At 67.4% G+C, this 16082-nt stretch carries 17 protein-coding genes and 1 tRNA gene; 9 read left to right on the plus strand and 9 right to left on the minus strand.

What is annotated here, in order from left to right; translation table 11 throughout:
- Positions 1–99 precede the first annotated feature (99 nt).
- From MRBLMD1_RS10350 to MRBLMD1_RS10370, 5 genes are all read left to right on the plus strand, one after another.
- A complete protein-coding gene (locus tag MRBLMD1_RS10350; RefSeq protein WP_364399251.1) occupies positions 100–2397 on the plus strand; it encodes a carbon starvation CstA family protein in 2298 nt (765 codons plus the stop codon).
- 11 nt (positions 2398–2408) lie between these two features.
- Positions 2409–2600, plus strand: a complete 192-nt coding sequence (locus MRBLMD1_RS10355) for a YbdD/YjiX family protein (RefSeq protein ID WP_414703681.1) — start codon at positions 2409–2411, stop codon at positions 2598–2600.
- Positions 2601–2678: 78 nt separating this feature from the next.
- On the plus strand, positions 2679–3305 hold the full coding sequence (locus MRBLMD1_RS10360) for a bacterial proteasome activator family protein (RefSeq protein WP_159632930.1): 627 nt from the start codon (positions 2679–2681) through the stop codon (positions 3303–3305).
- 7 nt (positions 3306–3312) lie between these two features.
- The gene (locus tag MRBLMD1_RS10365; protein ID WP_159632929.1) at positions 3313–3756 is read left to right on the plus strand and encodes a hypothetical protein; all 444 of its coding nucleotides are present in this window, start codon (positions 3313–3315) and stop codon (positions 3754–3756) included.
- Between the two features lie 116 nt (positions 3757–3872).
- Entirely contained in the window at positions 3873–4718 is an 846-nt protein-coding gene (locus tag MRBLMD1_RS10370) for an aldo/keto reductase (RefSeq protein ID WP_364399256.1), read from the plus strand.
- A 138-nt stretch (positions 4719–4856) separates the two neighbouring features.
- Here the strand turns inward: MRBLMD1_RS10370 and MRBLMD1_RS10375 are convergent, their stop codons facing one another.
- The 3 genes from MRBLMD1_RS10375 to MRBLMD1_RS10385 all read right to left on the minus strand — a co-directional run bounded on the left by MRBLMD1_RS10375 (position 4857) and on the right by MRBLMD1_RS10385 (position 7412).
- On the minus strand, positions 4857–5042 hold the full coding sequence (locus MRBLMD1_RS10375) for a hypothetical protein (protein ID WP_159632927.1): 186 nt from the start codon (positions 5040–5042) through the stop codon (positions 4857–4859).
- Between the two features lie 94 nt (positions 5043–5136).
- Positions 5137–6087, minus strand: coding sequence for an NmrA family NAD(P)-binding protein (locus MRBLMD1_RS10380; protein WP_364399338.1), 951 nt, complete (start codon positions 6085–6087; stop codon positions 5137–5139).
- A gap of 290 nt (positions 6088–6377) precedes the next feature.
- Positions 6378–7412, minus strand: coding sequence for a hypothetical protein (locus tag MRBLMD1_RS10385; RefSeq protein WP_364399258.1), 1035 nt, complete (start codon positions 7410–7412; stop codon positions 6378–6380).
- Between the two features lie 131 nt (positions 7413–7543).
- Here MRBLMD1_RS10385 and MRBLMD1_RS10390 point away from each other — a divergent pair, with 131 nt between their 5' ends.
- Positions 7544–8785, plus strand: coding sequence for an NAD(P)/FAD-dependent oxidoreductase (locus MRBLMD1_RS10390; protein ID WP_159632924.1), 1242 nt, complete (start codon positions 7544–7546; stop codon positions 8783–8785).
- A 121-nt stretch (positions 8786–8906) separates the two neighbouring features.
- On the opposite strand, the gene MRBLMD1_RS10395 is transcribed toward MRBLMD1_RS10390, so the two are convergent.
- Both MRBLMD1_RS10395 and MRBLMD1_RS10400 read right to left on the minus strand, forming a co-directional pair.
- Positions 8907–9530 carry a hypothetical protein gene (locus MRBLMD1_RS10395; protein ID WP_364399261.1) on the minus strand — a complete coding sequence of 208 codons (624 nt, stop codon included), beginning with the start codon at positions 9528–9530 and terminating at the stop codon, positions 8907–8909.
- Positions 9531–9672: 142 nt separating this feature from the next.
- Positions 9673–10584 (minus strand): polysaccharide deacetylase family protein, encoded by a 912-nt coding sequence (locus MRBLMD1_RS10400; RefSeq protein ID WP_364399263.1) that lies wholly within the window; start codon positions 10582–10584, stop codon positions 9673–9675.
- A 380-nt stretch (positions 10585–10964) separates the two neighbouring features.
- Here MRBLMD1_RS10400 and MRBLMD1_RS10405 point away from each other — a divergent pair, with 380 nt between their 5' ends.
- The 3 genes from MRBLMD1_RS10405 to MRBLMD1_RS10415 all read left to right on the plus strand — a co-directional run bounded on the left by MRBLMD1_RS10405 (position 10965) and on the right by MRBLMD1_RS10415 (position 12285).
- Positions 10965–11180, plus strand: a complete 216-nt coding sequence (locus MRBLMD1_RS10405) for a hypothetical protein (RefSeq protein WP_224024964.1) — start codon at positions 10965–10967, stop codon at positions 11178–11180.
- 177 nt (positions 11181–11357) lie between these two features.
- A complete protein-coding gene (locus MRBLMD1_RS10410; RefSeq protein ID WP_224024965.1) occupies positions 11358–11849 on the plus strand; it encodes an HAD domain-containing protein in 492 nt (163 codons plus the stop codon).
- A 28-nt stretch (positions 11850–11877) separates the two neighbouring features.
- Positions 11878–12285, plus strand: a complete 408-nt coding sequence (locus tag MRBLMD1_RS10415; protein WP_364399266.1) for a hypothetical protein — start codon at positions 11878–11880, stop codon at positions 12283–12285.
- A 103-nt stretch (positions 12286–12388) separates the two neighbouring features.
- Here MRBLMD1_RS10415 and MRBLMD1_RS10420 read toward each other — a convergent pair.
- The 4 genes from MRBLMD1_RS10420 to tmk form a co-directional block, all read right to left on the minus strand.
- Positions 12389–12461 (minus strand) — tRNA-Thr (locus tag MRBLMD1_RS10420).
- A gap of 105 nt (positions 12462–12566) precedes the next feature.
- On the minus strand, positions 12567–14135 hold the full coding sequence (locus tag MRBLMD1_RS10425; protein WP_364399268.1) for an alpha/beta hydrolase: 1569 nt from the start codon (positions 14133–14135) through the stop codon (positions 12567–12569).
- The gene (locus tag MRBLMD1_RS10430; RefSeq protein ID WP_224024971.1) at positions 14132–15295 is read right to left on the minus strand and encodes a DNA polymerase III subunit delta'; all 1164 of its coding nucleotides are present in this window, start codon (positions 15293–15295) and stop codon (positions 14132–14134) included. Before MRBLMD1_RS10430 ends, MRBLMD1_RS10425 begins: the two co-directional genes overlap by 4 nt.
- On the minus strand, positions 15292–16017 hold the full coding sequence (tmk, locus tag MRBLMD1_RS10435) for a dTMP kinase (protein WP_364399270.1): 726 nt from the start codon (positions 16015–16017) through the stop codon (positions 15292–15294). Before tmk ends, MRBLMD1_RS10430 begins: the two co-directional genes overlap by 4 nt.
- Between the last annotated feature and the right edge of the window lie 65 nt (positions 16018–16082).

The following is a 16082-nucleotide window of genomic DNA, read 5'->3' on the forward strand; positions in this document are numbered from 1 at the left end:
CCGCACGGCCCGGCGCCGCGCCGCCGTGGCCGCTAAAGCGCGGACCGGCGTTGGTAGGGTGCCCAGTAGGAAAAGTGGGAAATCTCTCAAGGAGGAGACATGGCCGGAGTGCCTGACCAACGGAAGAACGGATCCCGGGCGGAGGGCGGGCTGGCTACTGATCCGGATCTTCCCCCGCCTGCCGTGGACGGCGCCCGGCTCGACGCCGAGGACCGGAAATGGACTCCGGCAAAGATCGCACTCTGGGCCGCGATCGCCCTGCTGGGCGGCGTCGCCTGGTTCATGCTGGCAATCGTCCGCGGCGAGACCGTCAACGCCATCTGGTTCGTCTTTGCCTCCGTGTGCACCTACCTGATCGGGTACCGCTTCTACTCCAAGGTGATCGAACGCTACATCACCAAGCCTGACGACCGCCGCGCCACCCCGGCCGAGTACAAGGCAGACGGCAAGGACTACGTCCGCACGGACCGCAACGTGCTCTTCGGGCACCACTTCGCCGCCATCGCCGGCGCCGGCCCGCTGGTGGGCCCGGTCATCGCGGCCCAGATGGGCTACCTTCCCGGAACCATCTGGATCATCGTCGGCGTCGTCTTCGCCGGCGCCGTCCAGGACTACCTGGTGATGTTCTTCTCCATGCGCCGCGGCGGCCGCTCCCTGGGTCAGATGGCCCGCGAGGAACTCGGCGTCATCGGCGGCACGGCGGCCCTGATCGCCACCCTGCTCATCATGGTGATCATCGTGGCCATCCTGGCGCTCGTCGTCGTGAACGCTTTGGGTGAAAGCCCGTGGGGTGTGTTCTCCGTGGGCATGACCATCCCCATCGCCCTCTTCATGGGCGTCTACCTGCGCTACCTGCGGCCCGGCAAGGTCATGGAAGTCTCCATCATCGGCTTCGTCCTGCTGATGGCGGCCATCATCGGCGGCGGCCTGGTGGCCCAGACCGAGTGGGGCGCAACCGTGTTCCACTTGGACAAGGTGACCATCGCCTGGGGCCTCATCATCTACGGCTTCATCGCCGCCATCCTGCCGGTGTGGCTGCTCCTGGCCCCGCGCGACTACCTCTCCACCTTCATGAAGATCGGCGTGATCGTGATGCTCGCGCTGGCCATCATCGTGGTCCGTCCCGAGGTCACCGTTCCCGCATTCAGCGAATTCGCCAGCCGGGAAAACGGACCCGTGTTCTCCGGGGCCCTGTTCCCCTTCCTGTTCGTCACCATCGCCTGCGGCGCCCTGTCCGGCTTCCACGCCCTCATCTCGTCCGGCACCACCCCCAAACTGGTGGAGAAGGAACGGCAGACCCGCTACATCGGCTACGGCGGCATGCTGATGGAATCCTTCGTGGCCATCATGGCCCTGGTGGCAGCCATCTCTATCGACCGCGGACTCTACTTCGCCATGAACGCCCCTGCAGCCCTGACGGGCGGGACCGTGGAAACGGCAGCCACCTGGGTCAACAGCCTGGGCCTGAGCGGTGTCAACATCAGCCCGGACCTGCTGTCCGAGACCGCCCGGAACGTGGGCGAGCAAAGCATCGTGTCCCGGACCGGCGGCGCCCCCACGCTGGCCGTGGGCCTGGCGCACATCATGCACCAGTTCGTCGGCGGCACCGCCCTCATGGGCTTCTGGTACCACTTCGCCATCATGTTCGAGGCGCTCTTCATCCTCACCGCTGTGGACGCCGGCACGCGCGTTGCCCGCTTCATGCTGCAGGACTCCATCGGCAACTTCGTCCCCAAGTTCAAGGAAGCCTCCTGGCGGCCCGGTGCCTGGCTCTGCACCGCCATCATGGTGGCAGCCTGGGGCGCGGTGCTGCTGATGGGCGTCACCGATCCGCTGGGCGGCATCAACACCCTGTTCCCGCTGTTCGGCATCGCCAACCAGCTGCTCGCCGCCATCGCGCTGGCCGTGGTCCTGGCCATCGTCGCCAAGCGCGGCACCTTCAAGTACCTGTGGATCGTGGCCCTGCCGCTGGCGTTCGCCGCGGTGGTCACCATCACGGCGAGCTACCAGAAGATCTTCTCCTCCACCCCGGCTGTGGGGTACTTCGCCAACAACGCCGCCTTCAGCAAGGCGCTGGCCGACGGCAAGAAGGAGTTCGGCACCGCGAAATCGGTCGCTGCGATGGAAGCCGTGGTCCGCAACACGGCCATCCAGGGCTGGCTGTCCGTGATCTTCGTGGTGCTGAGCATCATCGTGATTGCGACGGCGCTGCTCGCCACGGCCAAGGCATTCCGGGACCGGTCGGCAGGGGTGGCCACCACCGACAACGAGGACCCGGCTGTTCCGTCGCGCGTCTTTGCCCCCGCCGGGCTGGTGCCCACAACCGCCGAGCGTGAGCTTGCTGCGGAGTGGGCGAAGGTGCCCGCAGAGGCCCGCCTTGAACGGGCCGGGCACTGATGAGCACGGGCATGGCCATGGTTGCCAACGGGTTCCGCGGGTTTGCCCGCTACCTGGGCGGCGTCATGGGCGCGGACGCGTACGCCAAGTACCTGGAACATCACCGGGCGGCCGGGCATGCAGAAGCACCCCTGACCGAGCGGGAGTTCTGGCGGGACCGCACCGACCGCCAGGACAGCAATCCCCAGGGCCGGTGCTGCTGATTGAGCCCGCAGCGGACAAGCCTGCCACAGGGCTTCACCGGTGGGCCCTGTGCCGATGGGCCGTGAGAGTATGAACGCATGAGCGATCCCAATGACACTCAGGCAGCTGAGGACCTCCCTGTAGAAGGCACCCCCGTTGATGACAACGAGGCACCTGTCCAGGCCCCGTCTGACGGGGACGGCAGGCCGCGGGGCAGCAGCCTGCAGGACCTGGTGGATGAGCCCGCCAAAGTGATGCGGATCGGCACCATGATCCGGCAGCTCCTCGAAGAGGTGAAGTCCGCACCGCTGGATGACGCCGCGAGGGGCCGGCTCGCCGCCATCCACAAGCGCTCCATCAAGGAGCTTGAGGACGGCCTCGCACCCGAGCTGGTAGCGGAACTGGACCGGATCAACCTGCCCTTCTCCGACGACGCCACGCCCTCCGACGCCGAGCTCCGGATCGCCCAGGCCCAGCTGGTGGGATGGCTCGAAGGCTTGTTCCACGGTATCCAGACCGCCATCGCTGCCCAGCACGCCGCCCGGGAACACGCCGCAGCCCAGCTGCAGCTGCGCCAGCTGCCGCCCGGCACCATGATTGCCCCCGGCGTCGTGATTGGGGAAAACGGCGAGCCACAGCGGGCCCCGGCCGGCGCCCGGCCGGGGCAGGCTGCACGGCCCGGCCAGCGTGAGGACCCGGACCACGGCCCGGGCCAGTACCTGTAGGCCCCGCTTGGGCTTTTTCAGCGCCGCCAGGCAGGGGCGCAAGGATGACGCGGAACTGGGCAAGGGGTTGTGGCGCCGCGCGCACGACCGCTTCCACCGGGGCCTGGACCGCTTCCACCAGGTCCTCGAGGGCGTGGAGGATGACCAGCTGTACGGCGAGCTGGTGGACATCGCCAACCAGCTCGCTGCCCTGCTTCCGCGCGTCCGGACTGTCTGCATGGAGGCGCAGCGGCGTGCCCCAAGCGACGGGCTGGACATACCGGCGGCCCTGGCGGACGTCCATAGATCCTTGTCCAAGGCAGGGAACTCGCTGGCAACGACGGCAGAAGCGGCGGCTATGCTGCGGCTCGCCGTGGGGCCGGTACCGGTGGGTGCAGCATCCGTCCACCGCCGCGCCGAGTCTGTCTTCCAGCAGGTGGAGGACGCCGAGAGGCAGCTTCACGCGGAATAGCTGCGCGGGTGCCGCCGGAATATTCCCGATTTGGAAGCTTACTTTCCAGTTAAGCGTGTGGCTGACAGGGCCCGAATCAGGGGCGCCGGGGCGGGCAGCTTTGGCAGGATGAAAGCATGACTTTTTCACCTACCTTGACTTTCAACGACGGAAACACGATCCCTCAGCTCGGCTACGGTGTGTGGCAGGTTGAGGACGACGTGGCTGAAAAGGTCGTGCGCCAGGCGTTCGAGGCCGGCTTCCGGCACATCGACACCGCAAAGATCTACGGCAATGAGGCAGGCGTGGGCCGTGCCATTGCAAGCTCCGGCCTGTCACCGGAAGAAATCTTCATCACCACCAAGCTGTGGAACGCGGACCAGGGCTACGAGTCCACCCTCGCCGCTTTCGAGGAGTCCATGGACCGGCTCGGCCTGGAAACCCTCGACCTGTACCTGATCCACTGGATGCAGCCCAAGCAGGACAAGTACGTTGACACCTGGAAGGCGCTGATTGAACTCCAGAAGCGCGGACGGGTGAAGTCCATCGGTGTCTCGAACTTCACTGCAGAGGGCCTGCAGCGGCTTATCGACGAAACGGGCGTGGTGCCGGCCATCCACCAGATCGAGCTGCACCCCTACTTCAGCCAGCGCGAACTGCGCGAGTTCGGTGCCCCCAAGGGCATCCTGACCCAGGCATGGTCCCCGCTGGGCCAGGGCGGGGAACTGCTGCAGGACCCGGCGGTCGTCTCCATCGCTGCCAAGCACCAGGCCACCCCGGCCCAGGTGGTCATCGCCTGGCACCTGACGATCGGCAACGTGGTGATCCCCAAGTCCGTGACGGAGTCACGGATCAAGGAGAACTTCGCAGCCCTCGAGGTATCCCTCGATCCGGAAGACGTCGAAGCCATCAACAACCTGGACCGGACCGCCGGCGGCGAAGGCCGCATCGGACCCGATCCCGCGGTCTCCGACTTCGCCTAGGCCGCGACGGCGGCACCGGTCCCAGCGGCCGGTGGAAGCCCGCCAAGCCAAACTCCAGCCCGTGCTGCCGGCAACCGCCAGGCAGCACGGGCTGAGGCCTTTAATGTGGGCTGTACCGGGCCCGGAGGACGCGGCCGGTCAGGCAGCGATCTGGACGTGTTCCACGGTCACGGCGTCCACCACGGCCCAGCTGTCCTCGCCGTGGCAGTGCCGGCCGGCGAAGCGCTCGGCTTCTTCAAGCGTGTCAAAGACCTCGGACCGGGCCCGGCCGCAGTCGGCGTCGAAGTACGTCACGTGAAATTCCTGTGTTGCTTGGTTTTCCATGAATCCAGTCTGCAACCGGGGTCTGACATTTGTTGGAACCGACTCCGCGTGTTGTGGACAGACGCGAGTCGGACGAACCGGGAATTGCCGTCCATCAGTGCCCGGGATGAGCGATCGTCCGATTTCTCCCGTCGCCGGTTGTCTCCTTCAGGTGCGCTTCGAGGACATCGCGGACCGAGGTCCACTCTTGCCGGCCATAGCGGTCGTTGTTGACGTGCTGAAGCTCCGCCTCGCCGCTGAACATGCTGACGAAGTACTGCATGCCCTGCCACGCCGGGAAGGCCTGGTCATTGTCCTTCGAGAAATGGCGGCCGATCCTGCTTATGGCCGCCAAGACTGTGGTGGTCCCGGCCCATTGCAGGGCGAAAGGCGTCTCTGTGAGTTCGGTCATCGTCCGGGCTATGCTGCGCGCCGTGACGCGGTCGCCGGCTATTTCGACCACGCGGGGCGCGTCCTCATCGAGGGCGGTAAGGGCGACAAACCTTGCGACGTCATCTTTGGTCGTGAAGTCGAGGACCTGGTCCGGTGAGGACCAGAACAGGACCCGGCGGCGCTTAAACAGGATCATCGGCGCCTGCCCGGTGAGCATGTCGGTGAACGCCCCGTTCAGCACGGAAGTTACACGGAGGGGTGCGGCGTCGAGTTGGGCGGCGAACTCGCGGCGGAGCTCGAAGTTGCGGTTGCTGCCGGGGGTGACCCGGCGGTAATCCGCGGAGTAGTCCGACGGGATGAACCGCGCCACCCCTGCTTCGACGGCGGCCGCAAGGAGCGACCGCTGCGCGTCGACGATTACCGGACGCGCACCGCTGACGGCGGAAATGACGGTATCTACTCCGGACAACGCGGAGGCGAGGGCGGCCCGATCCGTGTAGGCGGCCTCGTAAATCTCCACACGGTCCTCCCTGCCGTAGATGCCGTGGGCCGTTCCGCTTCCGGGGCGTGTCAGGACCCGGACCGCGGCTTCGCGGCGGAGGAGTTCGCGCACGATGCGCTGGCCGAGGTCACCGGTGGCTCCGGCGACGAGGACGGTGATGGTAGTGATGATTTGCTCTTCTCGGTAGGTGTCGGTGCGGCGCCGGCGGGAGAATCTGTGCGAGGCCCACGGGTTGCAGGAGCCCAAGCGATGCCCTGCGCAGGGACGCCGGCGGGCGGCCGGGCCGCCCAAGCCCAGGCCCTTCGGATTTGGCCCCCATGCAGAAATAGTACTTGGCGACGGCGAGGGCTGGCCGCGGCCGAGCAGGGGAGTGCTTGCCACTGGGTGGAAACATCTACAGCGTAATGGCGTCTTCAAGGGCGATAGTGGGAGGTGACGTTCCGCAGCCGTCTGTGAAGCAGTTATTTGCTGCCCAGGCGGAGTACGCGCTCCTGCGCCAGCATGGCGGTCCGGCTGGCTTTGTCTGCCGCCCGTGCGGCCTGTTTCGCTTCGGCCGCGGTGGTGGCCAGCCGCTTGCGGGAGCGGTCAAGGCGTTCTTCGGCGGCCTTGAGCCGGCTCCTGAGTTCAGCCGTTTCCTGCTGCAGGTCCGCGATGTCCGCACGCGCCTGCTCTTCCTGCTCCCGCAGGCTGCCGGCCAGTTGGGATGCTGCTTCTTCGGCCTCCAGGGCCTCCGCGAGGGCGGCCCTGGCCCGTTCCAGCGCGGGCGGCGAGGCCGGGCGGGGAGTCTGCCGGACTGCCTCAAGCCGGGGCTTTGCCGGAGTTGGCCCGGTGCCGTGCGGCGGCGTCGTCCGCGTCTTCGATGCCGCCACGTTCGCCGCCGGCGTTTCCCCGCCCGGCGGCTTCGCTTCTGCCGTCTTCTTACCGGCCAACCGCCGTGCAGGCGGAGGAGTACCGGCGGCCCGGTTCGGCGGCGCGGCCGGGAGCAGGCCGGGGAGGGCCACCGCACCGTCCAGGTCCACGTCGTTGACGCCGTCTGCGGAGAGGACTTTCAGCAACCGCCCGCTGGCAACGGCGTTGGCTGCACCCGTGTCCGCCGTCAGGGCCCGGAGGGTTTCCTCGACGTCGGATGCCATCGCGTCGCTGATGGGCCGGCCCTGCTCCCGGGCCACAGCCCGGGCGGTGTCGACGGCGTCTGCGAGCATGGTGCGCCGCTCCCGGCCAAGTTCGCGCAGGGCAGCAGCGTCCAGTGAGTCCTGGGCGGCCCGCATCCGTGCCCCAAGGTCGCCCAGCCGGGCCGGCACGTCCGGCCGGTGCCTGGCAAGCATGTTGAGCGCCCAGGCGGCGACGGAAGGTTTCGGCAGTGCCCGCACCGCTGCCGCGAGGTCCTTGTCCCGGCCCGCTGCCTCCTTGGCGGCGGCGGCGCGGGCTGCAATGAAGTCCTCCAGCGCCCCCGCATACAGCCGGTCGGCAATGTCCGCCAGGGCTTCGTCTTCCATGCCGCCATCTTAGGTGCCGGGAACGCTGCCTTCCGTAGATTCACCGGCGTGGGAGACCGGCACACGCCCCCACGGCCGGTGCGGGAAAAGGCACCCTGTTACTCGCAGGCCGGGAGGGGTAAGTTGCACGAATGGACGATTCATATCAGGTCATCGTGGTTGGCGGCGGTTTTGCCGGGAAAGCTGCGGCTGAAGAGTTGGGCCGCAAAGGTGTCCGGGTTCTGCTGCTTGACGCCAACAGTTACCAACAGTTCCAGCCACTCCTCTACCAGGTGGCTGCGTCCCAGATCGGCGTGTCCACGGTGACGCGGCCGCTGCGCGCGGAGTTCCGCGGAATCAACAGCGTCCGGGTCCTGACGGCGGAGGTGACCGCCATCGACGCGGCGAACCGGACCGTGACCACCGCGGACGGGTCCACCTACCGGGCCCAGGCCCTGGTCATTGCCACGGGGGCAGTTCCGAATTTTTTCAACACCCCGGGCGCGGATGAGCATGCCTACCCGCTGTACTCGGTGGCGGATGCAACGCGGCTCAGCGCGGCCATCACCGCCATCCTGGACGAGGCCGACCGCGAGCCCGGGGCAGGCGCCGACGTCATTGTGGTGGGCGGTGGCCCCACCGGCGTCGAGACTGCCGGCGCGCTGGCCGAAAACGTCAAATACCTCGTGCCGAAGTACTTCTCGCCGGAGCTGGCGGATCGCTGCCATGTCCATCTGGTGGATATGGTTCCAAACGTCCTTGCGGCCTTTTCGGAGAAATCGCAGGCGTATGCCCGGGACCGCCTCACCAAACTCGGCGTGCAGCTGCATATGGGCCAGCCCGTGGCTGACGTCCGCCCGGACGGGGTGACCCTCAAAGACGGGACGGTGATTCCTGCCCGGGTGGTGGTGTGGGCCGGCGGGCTGCAGGCCGGGCGGATCATTACCGAGTCCGGCCTGAAGCAGGGCAGGGGCGGCCGCGTGGACGTCCAGCCCGATCTGAGCGTCCCTGACGTCGAGGGCGTCTATGTGCTGGGCGACTCTGCCAACATCACCGACGCCGCCGGGAACAAGCTGCCGCAGCTCGGGTCGGTGGCCCAGCAATCGGGTAAGTGGGCGGCCCGCAACATCTACGCGGACCTTACCGGCGGTGTGCGCGAGCCCTTCCGCTACTGGGACAAGGGGTACATGGCCATGGTGGGACGCGGCGCGGCGGTCGCGGAACTGGGCCGCCGGCGCCTGCAGCTGCAGGGGCCCTTGGCATTCGTGTCATGGTTGGCGGTCCACCTGGCCCTGCTCCCCGGATTCCAGCAGAAAGTCAGGGCGCTGTTTTCCTGGGCCAACGGCTACGTCACCCACAGCCCCTCCCAGGTGGTGGTGGGCAGGCCGGATTAGGGCCCTTCACCCGGCGGATGGGGCTGGCTGCCGGGCGCCAGCCCCGGTGGGCGGGCGCCAGCCCCGGTGGGCTGGCGCCAACCCGGTGGGCTGGGCCGCCGTCGTCAGTTCCTTTCGAAACTCACCAGACGGCCCGCAACGGCCCACCCGGATGCCTCGTAGGAGGCGGCAGCGTCCGGATTGACCACCATATGCAGGTACTCGGCGCCATGGAGGAATGCCTCCTCCGCCATCGCAGCGAACAGGCCCCGTTCGAAGGCCTCTTTCCCGGGCCCCTGCGGAGTTCCGTGATGGCCACCGCCGCGAAGGCATCCCGCACCTGGATGCGTCCCTTGGCGACGGGGTGGTCGAAAACGGTGATTTCGACGGCGTCATAGGTCTCCATCGGTGCCAGGGCCACCTGGGAGTTTTCAGGGAGCTCCACAGCCGCGTCGAGCCCGGCTGTCGGGGCCATGAGCAGGACCTGCTCAGCCACGGGAGCGAGGCCGCCCGGTGCCAGGCCCTCTGCGGCGCCGGCGTCGGCGCAAAGCAGGGTAAGGCGCACACCGGGTTCGCCCGCGGCCTGGCCTGCAAGTTTCTCAGCGTCAGGTTCCGGCCAGCCAGCCACGTACTCCTTGCCTGCGGGGTCCTGCCCCATGCCGGCCTCGACGACGAAGCCCGCGCCGATGGGGTCTGCGCCGCGTTCCTGGAGGTCCGCCCAGGCGGGAACCCAGCCGATTGCGGGAAGGCCGTGTTGTTCCGGCATGGGCAGCTCCTCACGTTCGGCAGCGTCAGGACAGGTCCTTCCGATGCGGCTTGGCAGGTTCCCTGTCAACGTATCGGATCGGCACGTGGGCCGCCAGCGGACCGGCACGGCGGAGCCAGGGCTGACGCTTCGGTGCAGTGGGTCAGGGCAGGTGGGCGAAGGATATGCCTGCCGCGAGCAGTTTGTCCACTGCCTGTTTCAGGCCTTCCGCTGTTCCGCCGTTGGGGTGGTTCCCGTGGCAGATGACCACGTCCCCCGCCCGGGCCTTGCCCACCTCCCTGGCAACGACGGCGGCGGGATAGGTTGCGCCGCCGTCGCCATTGATGCTGAAGCCCACCGGCTTGACGCCCAAAGCACCCAGGATGTCCGTGGCGACGTCGTCCATGTAGGCGGTGCCTGGGCGGAAGTACCGGGGACGCTTACCCGTAATGCCTGCCAGGGCGTCATCGTTCGGCATGACCTCGTCATAGACTTCCCCGGCGTTCCGGGTGCCCGGGATGCCATACGCCGTATTGCCGGTGGTGGACAGCGGCTTGTGGGAAGTCCCGTGGTTGGCCACCTCGAAGAGGGGGTCCGCCGCAAGCTGCCGCGTGGCAGCGGGGTTGGCACTGATCCAGCGGGAGTTCAGGAAGAGCGTGGCCGGGATGTGGCGTTGGCGCAGCGTGTCGAGCAGCGCCTGGTCATAGCCGCTGCCGCCGGGGCCGCCGCAAAAGTCAAAAGTAAGGGCGATTCCCTGTGATGGGGGCGGCAGTCGCGTCAGGACTCCGGGTGCCTCCAGGCCCCAGTACCGGGCCGGGTGCTTCCCGTAGGTGTCAACAATCCGGGCGCGTGACGGTACGGGCGCTGCTGGCGTGTTGGGGGCGGGCGCGTCGCCGTCGGGGCCGGAGTGCAGGACGGTCGAGCTGGTACCCGCTGCATCGTCGGGCGCCGGCGTATCCGATCCCCTCACTTGGTGCTTGGGGTGCGGCTGCAGGTCGGGCACGGCGGAGGACATCGTCAGCACTGCCGCCAGCAAAACCGCCCTGCGGCCGGGGCCCTTCCCGTCCTGGCTCATATGCCGGGGGACCTGTGGTTCCACCGCTAGTTCCCCTTCCGAAACTGTTCTGCGGCCCGTGCCCGGCTTGCCCTGTCCGGGCCGGCAGACGGGGAAGGCGCGGGCAGGCTGCAGCCTGCGGGAAATGCAGCGTCGAAGGCAGCAGCGCGCGCAACAGCAGCCTGGAAGTGGGGGGTCATACCGGGAGGATACCTTGGCTGCCTTGCCGTTTCCTGAACCTTGGCCGGCGCCGGGGCGGCGGCCGTAATAAAGCGCCCGCCGCAGGGACTTTGGTCCCTGTGCCCTCCGCCCGGGCCGGCGTTTACTTGTGGTTTGGGGTGGGCGCAGCAGCCCGCTTCAGAGTCAGTTTTGTCACCTGAGCACGGAGGCTACATCCAGCAATGAACCTCAAAGACCGGTGGGGCCGCCTTGACCCGGCAACCCAGAAGTGGCTGATCGACAACCCGGGATGCCAGATACTGCCACGAACAATCACGGCGGTGATCTCCAAAGAGAGCGGGGAGAGCCTTCCCACGGGACAGCACGGCGAGGCGGCCGTTTCCCGCGAAGACCAGGACTTCATCCGATCGAAGCTGAACGAGTTTCCAAAGGCCTGAGGCCCCGCCCGACCACGGCGTGGCCCGCGAAAATTCGGCGCACCCGCAGGTAGTAGACTCAGCGCAACATTGGCACTTGGGGGAGTGGGACATGACAGCAGCAACCTCACCGGCGGCGGCCGGGTTCACCGGCCCGGTGGTCCGTCGGACAGCCCGCGGTGCCGTTACTTTCCCGTCGTGCATCAAACCGTGAAGCCCATCATCCTGCTCGACATCGATGGCGTCCTGAATCCCGCCGTGCGCCCGGGCGGCGGGAGTGACGGGCCGCTGCTTCGGCTCTCCAACGAGAAGCGCGCCCTGGTCCGGCGCCTGGCCCGCAGCGGACGCATCGCGTGGGCGTCCACCTGGCCGGCGGACACGGTAGCCGGGCTGGAAGCCCAGCTGGAGCTCGACGTCGAACCGCTGCGGGTCACCATGGTGTTCCGGCAGTCCGACGCGGGCGTGCCGACGCCAAAACTGACATCGATTGCCCGGTGGCTGTCCAGGATGGACGCCGGCGACAACGCTGACTGGGACTCAGTCGTATGGATCGATGACGTCCTTGGCCCGGACGCCAGGGAATGGGCCAGCGGTCATGGCCAGCCGGTGCACCTCGAACAGCCTGATCCTGACCACGGCCTGGCGGAAGTCCACGTGGCACGGATCGAGGCCTTCATCGCCGGCAAGTGACGAGTTGGTTGCCAAGGAGAACAGCCCGTTGGGGACGGGTTCGGACGCAACGCGGCGGTGGGCCGGAACCACTGCCTGGATCCTGCTCGTCTTCAGCTCGCTGGTCCTGGTCGGCTACGGGATCGCTCGTGCCGATTGGTTTCCCTGGCTGCCCACGCCGGCTGAAATGGAGCAGTCGTGGACCGGCAACCTGTTTGTCTACGCCGGGTGCGCCGTGTCCGTTGCAGCTTCCATATGGTCACATGCCCGGGGTAACCCGGTGTGGGTGACCGTCTGTGTCGGGCTGCCAGGCGTCCTCGTGGGCTGGGCGGCGCTGGTGGACCCCTACAGCCTGCTGCGTCACCTGGCCGCCGTCGTCGCATTTCCCATGGCCCTCAGCGCCGTGGCTGAGGTCATCTGGGCCCGCGGCTACCGGCAGCGGGGGCTGGGCCGGTAACGGTGGCCATTTCCCGGGCGTGCGGTAGAAGCCGGAAAAGCCGGTTAACCAGCGAAAAACCCCGGAAACCCCTAAAAGAAGGGGCTGTCCGGGGTTTATCCCGAGCTTCCTATCAGAATCGAACTGATGACCTTTTCATTACGAGTGAAACGCTCTACCGACTGAGCTAAGGAAGCACCGCGTGAAATCCCCGGCGGAACCGGGCGCTTCATGCAAGAGTCAACTGTAATAGAGTCCCCGCGCCCCGGTCAAAATGGGGTGGGTCAAGGCTGCCGGGGCGCTCAGCAGACAGTGTTGTCGGCCGGAACCTTTCCACTCACCAGGTATTTGTCGACGGAGTCCTCGAGGCAGCTGTTGGCCCGGCCGTACGCGGTGTGCCCCTCGCCTTTCCAGGTCAGCAGCGCTGCGTTCCCCAGCTGCTTGCGCAGTGATGCAGCCCAGTCGACGGGGGTTGCGGGATCGCCGGTGGTGCCGATGACAACGATGGGGGAGTCCCCGCTGTATTCCACCGGCGCCGGTGTGCGGACGTTCTTGTACGGCCAGTCCGCGCAGGTGGTCCCGCCGTAGGCAAAGAAGTAGCCCAGGGTGGGGGAGTCCCGTTCCAGCCGCTTCTCTTCGGCCCGCATGCCCGCAGCGTCCGACACCATGGGGTAGTCAAGGCAGTTGATGGCGTTGAATGCGAAGGTCGAATTGGAGGTGTACGAACCGTCGGACGCGCGGTCGGCGCCGAGGTCGGCGAGCCGGAGCATGAGGCTCACATCCCCGGACATGGCGGCCTCAAGTGCCTGGGTGAGGGCGGGCCAGCTTTGGTCGTTGTAGAGCGGGGTGATCAGGCCGCTGACAAACGTGGTTGCGTTGACCAGCCGGCCGTCCTTGGCGGTGCGGGGCGTCTCCCGGATGGAGTTGATCAGGTCCCGGATCTGCTGCACGCCGGAGTCGGCGTCGCCGCTGAGCGGGCACTTGCCCTGTTTCTGGCAGCTGGCCACGTAGGTGTGGAGCGCTTTTTCAAAGGCCCGGGCCTGGCCGCTGGTCAGCTCTTCATTGCTGATGGAGGGGTCCAGGGCGCCATCAAGGACCATACGGCCCACGTTGTCCGGGAACAGCGAGGCGTAGGTGGACCCAAGGAACGTGCCGTAGGAATATCCGAGGTAGTTCAGCTTGGTGTCGTTCACCACGGCCCGGAGCACGTCCAGGTCCCTGGCGGCGCTGACGGTGTCGATGTGGGCCAGGACCGGGCCGGTTTGGGCCGCGCACTGGCCGGCGATGGCCTTGTTGTCCGCCAGCGCCTCCTGCAGCCCGGCGTCGGTGTCGAGGGCGTAGATCTTGGCCCGGGATGCGTCACGTTCCGCGTCTGTCATGCAGGCAACGGGGGCGGAGCGCTTGACGCCCCGCGGATCGAAACCGACAAGGTCATAAGCGTTGCGGACAGCAGCTGAAAAATGGGTTCCGGCGGCATCCTTGACGAAGTCATAGCCGGAGGCACCCGGGCCGCCGGGGTTGACCAGGAGGCTGCCCGTCTTCTTGCCCGTGCTCGGCGCCCGCAGCGCAGCAAGCTGGATGGTGTCGCCGCCCGGATTGGCGTAGTCCATGGGGACGGTCACTTTGGCGCACTGGAACTCCCCCTCGCAGGGCTGCCACACCACTTCCTGCGAGTAGAACTTTTCCAGCCCGGCAGGAGCGGAGGCAACGATCGAAGGATCGGCTTTGGCGGTGGCCGTCTCCGGCGGGTTCTTGCCGCTGCCGTTGAGGAGGCTGCACGAGGCCAGGATCATGGCCAGGACCAAGGCACCCGCGGCGCGGACGGCGGCCGTCAGGGACCTGTGGCGTGCGGGCAGGGGGCGGGCAGTCATCGGGTCTCCTTGGAGGGCTGGATCAGGCTGGCCGCCATGGACTCGATGGTCAGCAGCGGGGCAACATTGGTGGTGGTGATGCGGTCACGGGCTTTGTTGATGGCGTCCATCCGGGCCAGCGTGGATTCCGGAGTGCTGCGGGAGGCGAACTCCTCCAGCTCACTCCTCAACTCAACGTTGACCAGTTCCACGGCGTTCCCCAGCTGGATGACCAGTACATCCCTGTAGAACGACAGCAAATCGGTGAGCGTCCGGTCCAGAGAGTCCGTGATGGATCGCTTGGCGCGGCGTTTCTGGTCGTCTTCGAGCTGTTTCAGCTGGCTGCGCATGGCCGGGGGCAGGGTTCCGGATTCCGGCGCCCCCAAAGTGGCAAGGAGGGCGGCTTTCTCCGCGGCGTCCCGCTCCTCGTTGGAGCTGTTAGCCTCTGCGGTGGCGATTTTGACCAGCTTGTCCGCCATCATGACGGCGGCCGTTACGCCCCGCAGTCCCAGCGGAAAACGGACCGTCTCCAGGCGCCGTTCCCTTGCCGCTGGATCCCTGGCCAGCCGGCGGGCAATGCCCACATGGCTCTGCGCTGTGCGGGCTGCCTGTTCCGCCAGGGCCGGGTCCACGCCGTCGCGCCTGACCAGCAGGGCGGCGACATCCGAGGCCGGCGGCAACCTCAAGGCAACGCTGCGGCAGCGCGAGCGGATAGTGACCAGGACGTCGGCAGGCGATGGCGCACACAGCATCCACACGGTGCGCGGCGTAGGTTCCTCGATGGCCTTGAGCAGCACGTTGGTGGTCCGCTCCGCCATGCGGTCAGCGTCCTCCACCACGATGATCCGCCAACGCCCCGACGACGGCCGGTTCCCCGCCGTCGCTACGAGTTCGCGGGCCTCGTCAATGGTGATGGTGACCTTTTCGGTGCGCACGAACGTCACGTCAGAATGGGTTTCGCCCAAAATCGTGTGGCACGCCTGGCATTGTCCGCAGCCGCGCAGGCCCACGTCCTCCTGGTCGCAGTTCAACGCCGCGGCGAACGCCTTGGCCGCATTGGAGCGGCCGGACCCCGGCGGCCCGGTAAAAAGCCACGCATGCGTCAGGCCTTCACCGCTGGCAGCCTGGCGCAGTTGTTCGACGACGGCGGGCTGGCCCTGCAGGTCATCCCAAACGGTCACGAGCCACCGCCGTCGCTCGCGGCACCCGGGACGGCCGGCTGCGGAACAGCATCCTGCACGCCTGCATCCTGCACGGCTGCGAAGGGAGCATCAAGCAGGGTGTCGACCTTAGCGAGGATCCGTGCGGCCAGGTCATCGACCGGCAAATGGGCCGGCAGGACCAAATAGGAGGCGGGGCGGCGCGCCGCGAGCTCAAGGAAGGCGTCACGGATGCGGGTGTGGAACTCGTCAGCTTCGGATTCCAAGCGGTCCTCGGCTGCCTGGCCCGCTGTCCTGCGGGTACGCCCCAGCTGCGGGTCAACGTCCAGGAGGACAGTCAGGTGCGGCTGGAGGCCCGACGTGGCCCACTCATTGAGGGAACGCACAGCGTCCTGGCCCAGGCCGCGGCCGGCCCCCTGGTAGGCCACGGAAGAGTCGATGTACCGGTCGGTCAGCACAATCTCGCCACGGCCAAGTGCGGGGCGGATGACCTGGGCGGCGTGGGCAGCGCGGGAAGCCGCAAAGATCAGGGCCTCCGTGTGGGCGTCGATCTCGCCGTTGCCGTGGTCCAGGACCAGGGAGCGAAGTTTTTCGCCGACGGGGGTGCCGCCGGGTTCACGGGTCCGCAGCACGGTGTAGCCATGGGATTCCAGTGCCGCAGCAAGCCGGGCCGCCTGGGTGGACTTGCCGGCACCATCGCCACCTTCGAATGCGATGAATACGCCGGCCCTCTGTTTGTTCACTTCTCAAGCCTACCGAGGCGCGGCGACATTCCGGGCCTCCGAATATCCCCTGTGCAGGACGGGTG

Source organism: Pseudarthrobacter sp. LMD1-1-1.1 (assembly GCF_040676255.1).
In the GTDB taxonomy this organism is placed as follows: domain Bacteria; phylum Actinomycetota; class Actinomycetes; order Actinomycetales; family Micrococcaceae; genus Arthrobacter.

What these genes read in the sequence shown, in the direction of transcription:
- MRBLMD1_RS10355 (WP_414703681.1), top strand. Translation starts at nt 2,409, where the DNA reads ATGGCCATGGTTGCCAACGGGTTCCGCGGGTTTGCCCGCTACCTGGGC.
- MRBLMD1_RS10360 (WP_159632930.1), top strand. Translation starts at nt 2,679, where the DNA reads ATGAGCGATCCCAATGACACTCAGGCAGCTGAGGACCTCCCTGTAGAA.
- MRBLMD1_RS10425 (WP_364399268.1), bottom strand. Translation starts at nt 14,135, where the DNA reads ATGACTGCCCGCCCCCTGCCCGCACGCCACAGGTCCCTGACGGCCGCC.
- MRBLMD1_RS10350 (WP_364399251.1), top strand. Translation starts at nt 100, where the DNA reads ATGGCCGGAGTGCCTGACCAACGGAAGAACGGATCCCGGGCGGAGGGC.
- MRBLMD1_RS10405 (WP_224024964.1), top strand. Translation starts at nt 10,965, where the DNA reads ATGAACCTCAAAGACCGGTGGGGCCGCCTTGACCCGGCAACCCAGAAG.
- MRBLMD1_RS10370 (WP_364399256.1), top strand. Translation starts at nt 3,873, where the DNA reads ATGACTTTTTCACCTACCTTGACTTTCAACGACGGAAACACGATCCCT.
- MRBLMD1_RS10390 (WP_159632924.1), top strand. Translation starts at nt 7,544, where the DNA reads ATGGACGATTCATATCAGGTCATCGTGGTTGGCGGCGGTTTTGCCGGG.
- MRBLMD1_RS10385 (WP_364399258.1), bottom strand. Translation starts at nt 7,412, where the DNA reads ATGGAAGACGAAGCCCTGGCGGACATTGCCGACCGGCTGTATGCGGGG.
- MRBLMD1_RS10400 (WP_364399263.1), bottom strand. Translation starts at nt 10,584, where the DNA reads ATGAGCCAGGACGGGAAGGGCCCCGGCCGCAGGGCGGTTTTGCTGGCG.
- MRBLMD1_RS10375 (WP_159632927.1), bottom strand. Translation starts at nt 5,042, where the DNA reads ATGGAAAACCAAGCAACACAGGAATTTCACGTGACGTACTTCGACGCC.
- MRBLMD1_RS10395 (WP_364399261.1), bottom strand. Translation starts at nt 9,530, where the DNA reads ATGCCGGAACAACACGGCCTTCCCGCAATCGGCTGGGTTCCCGCCTGG.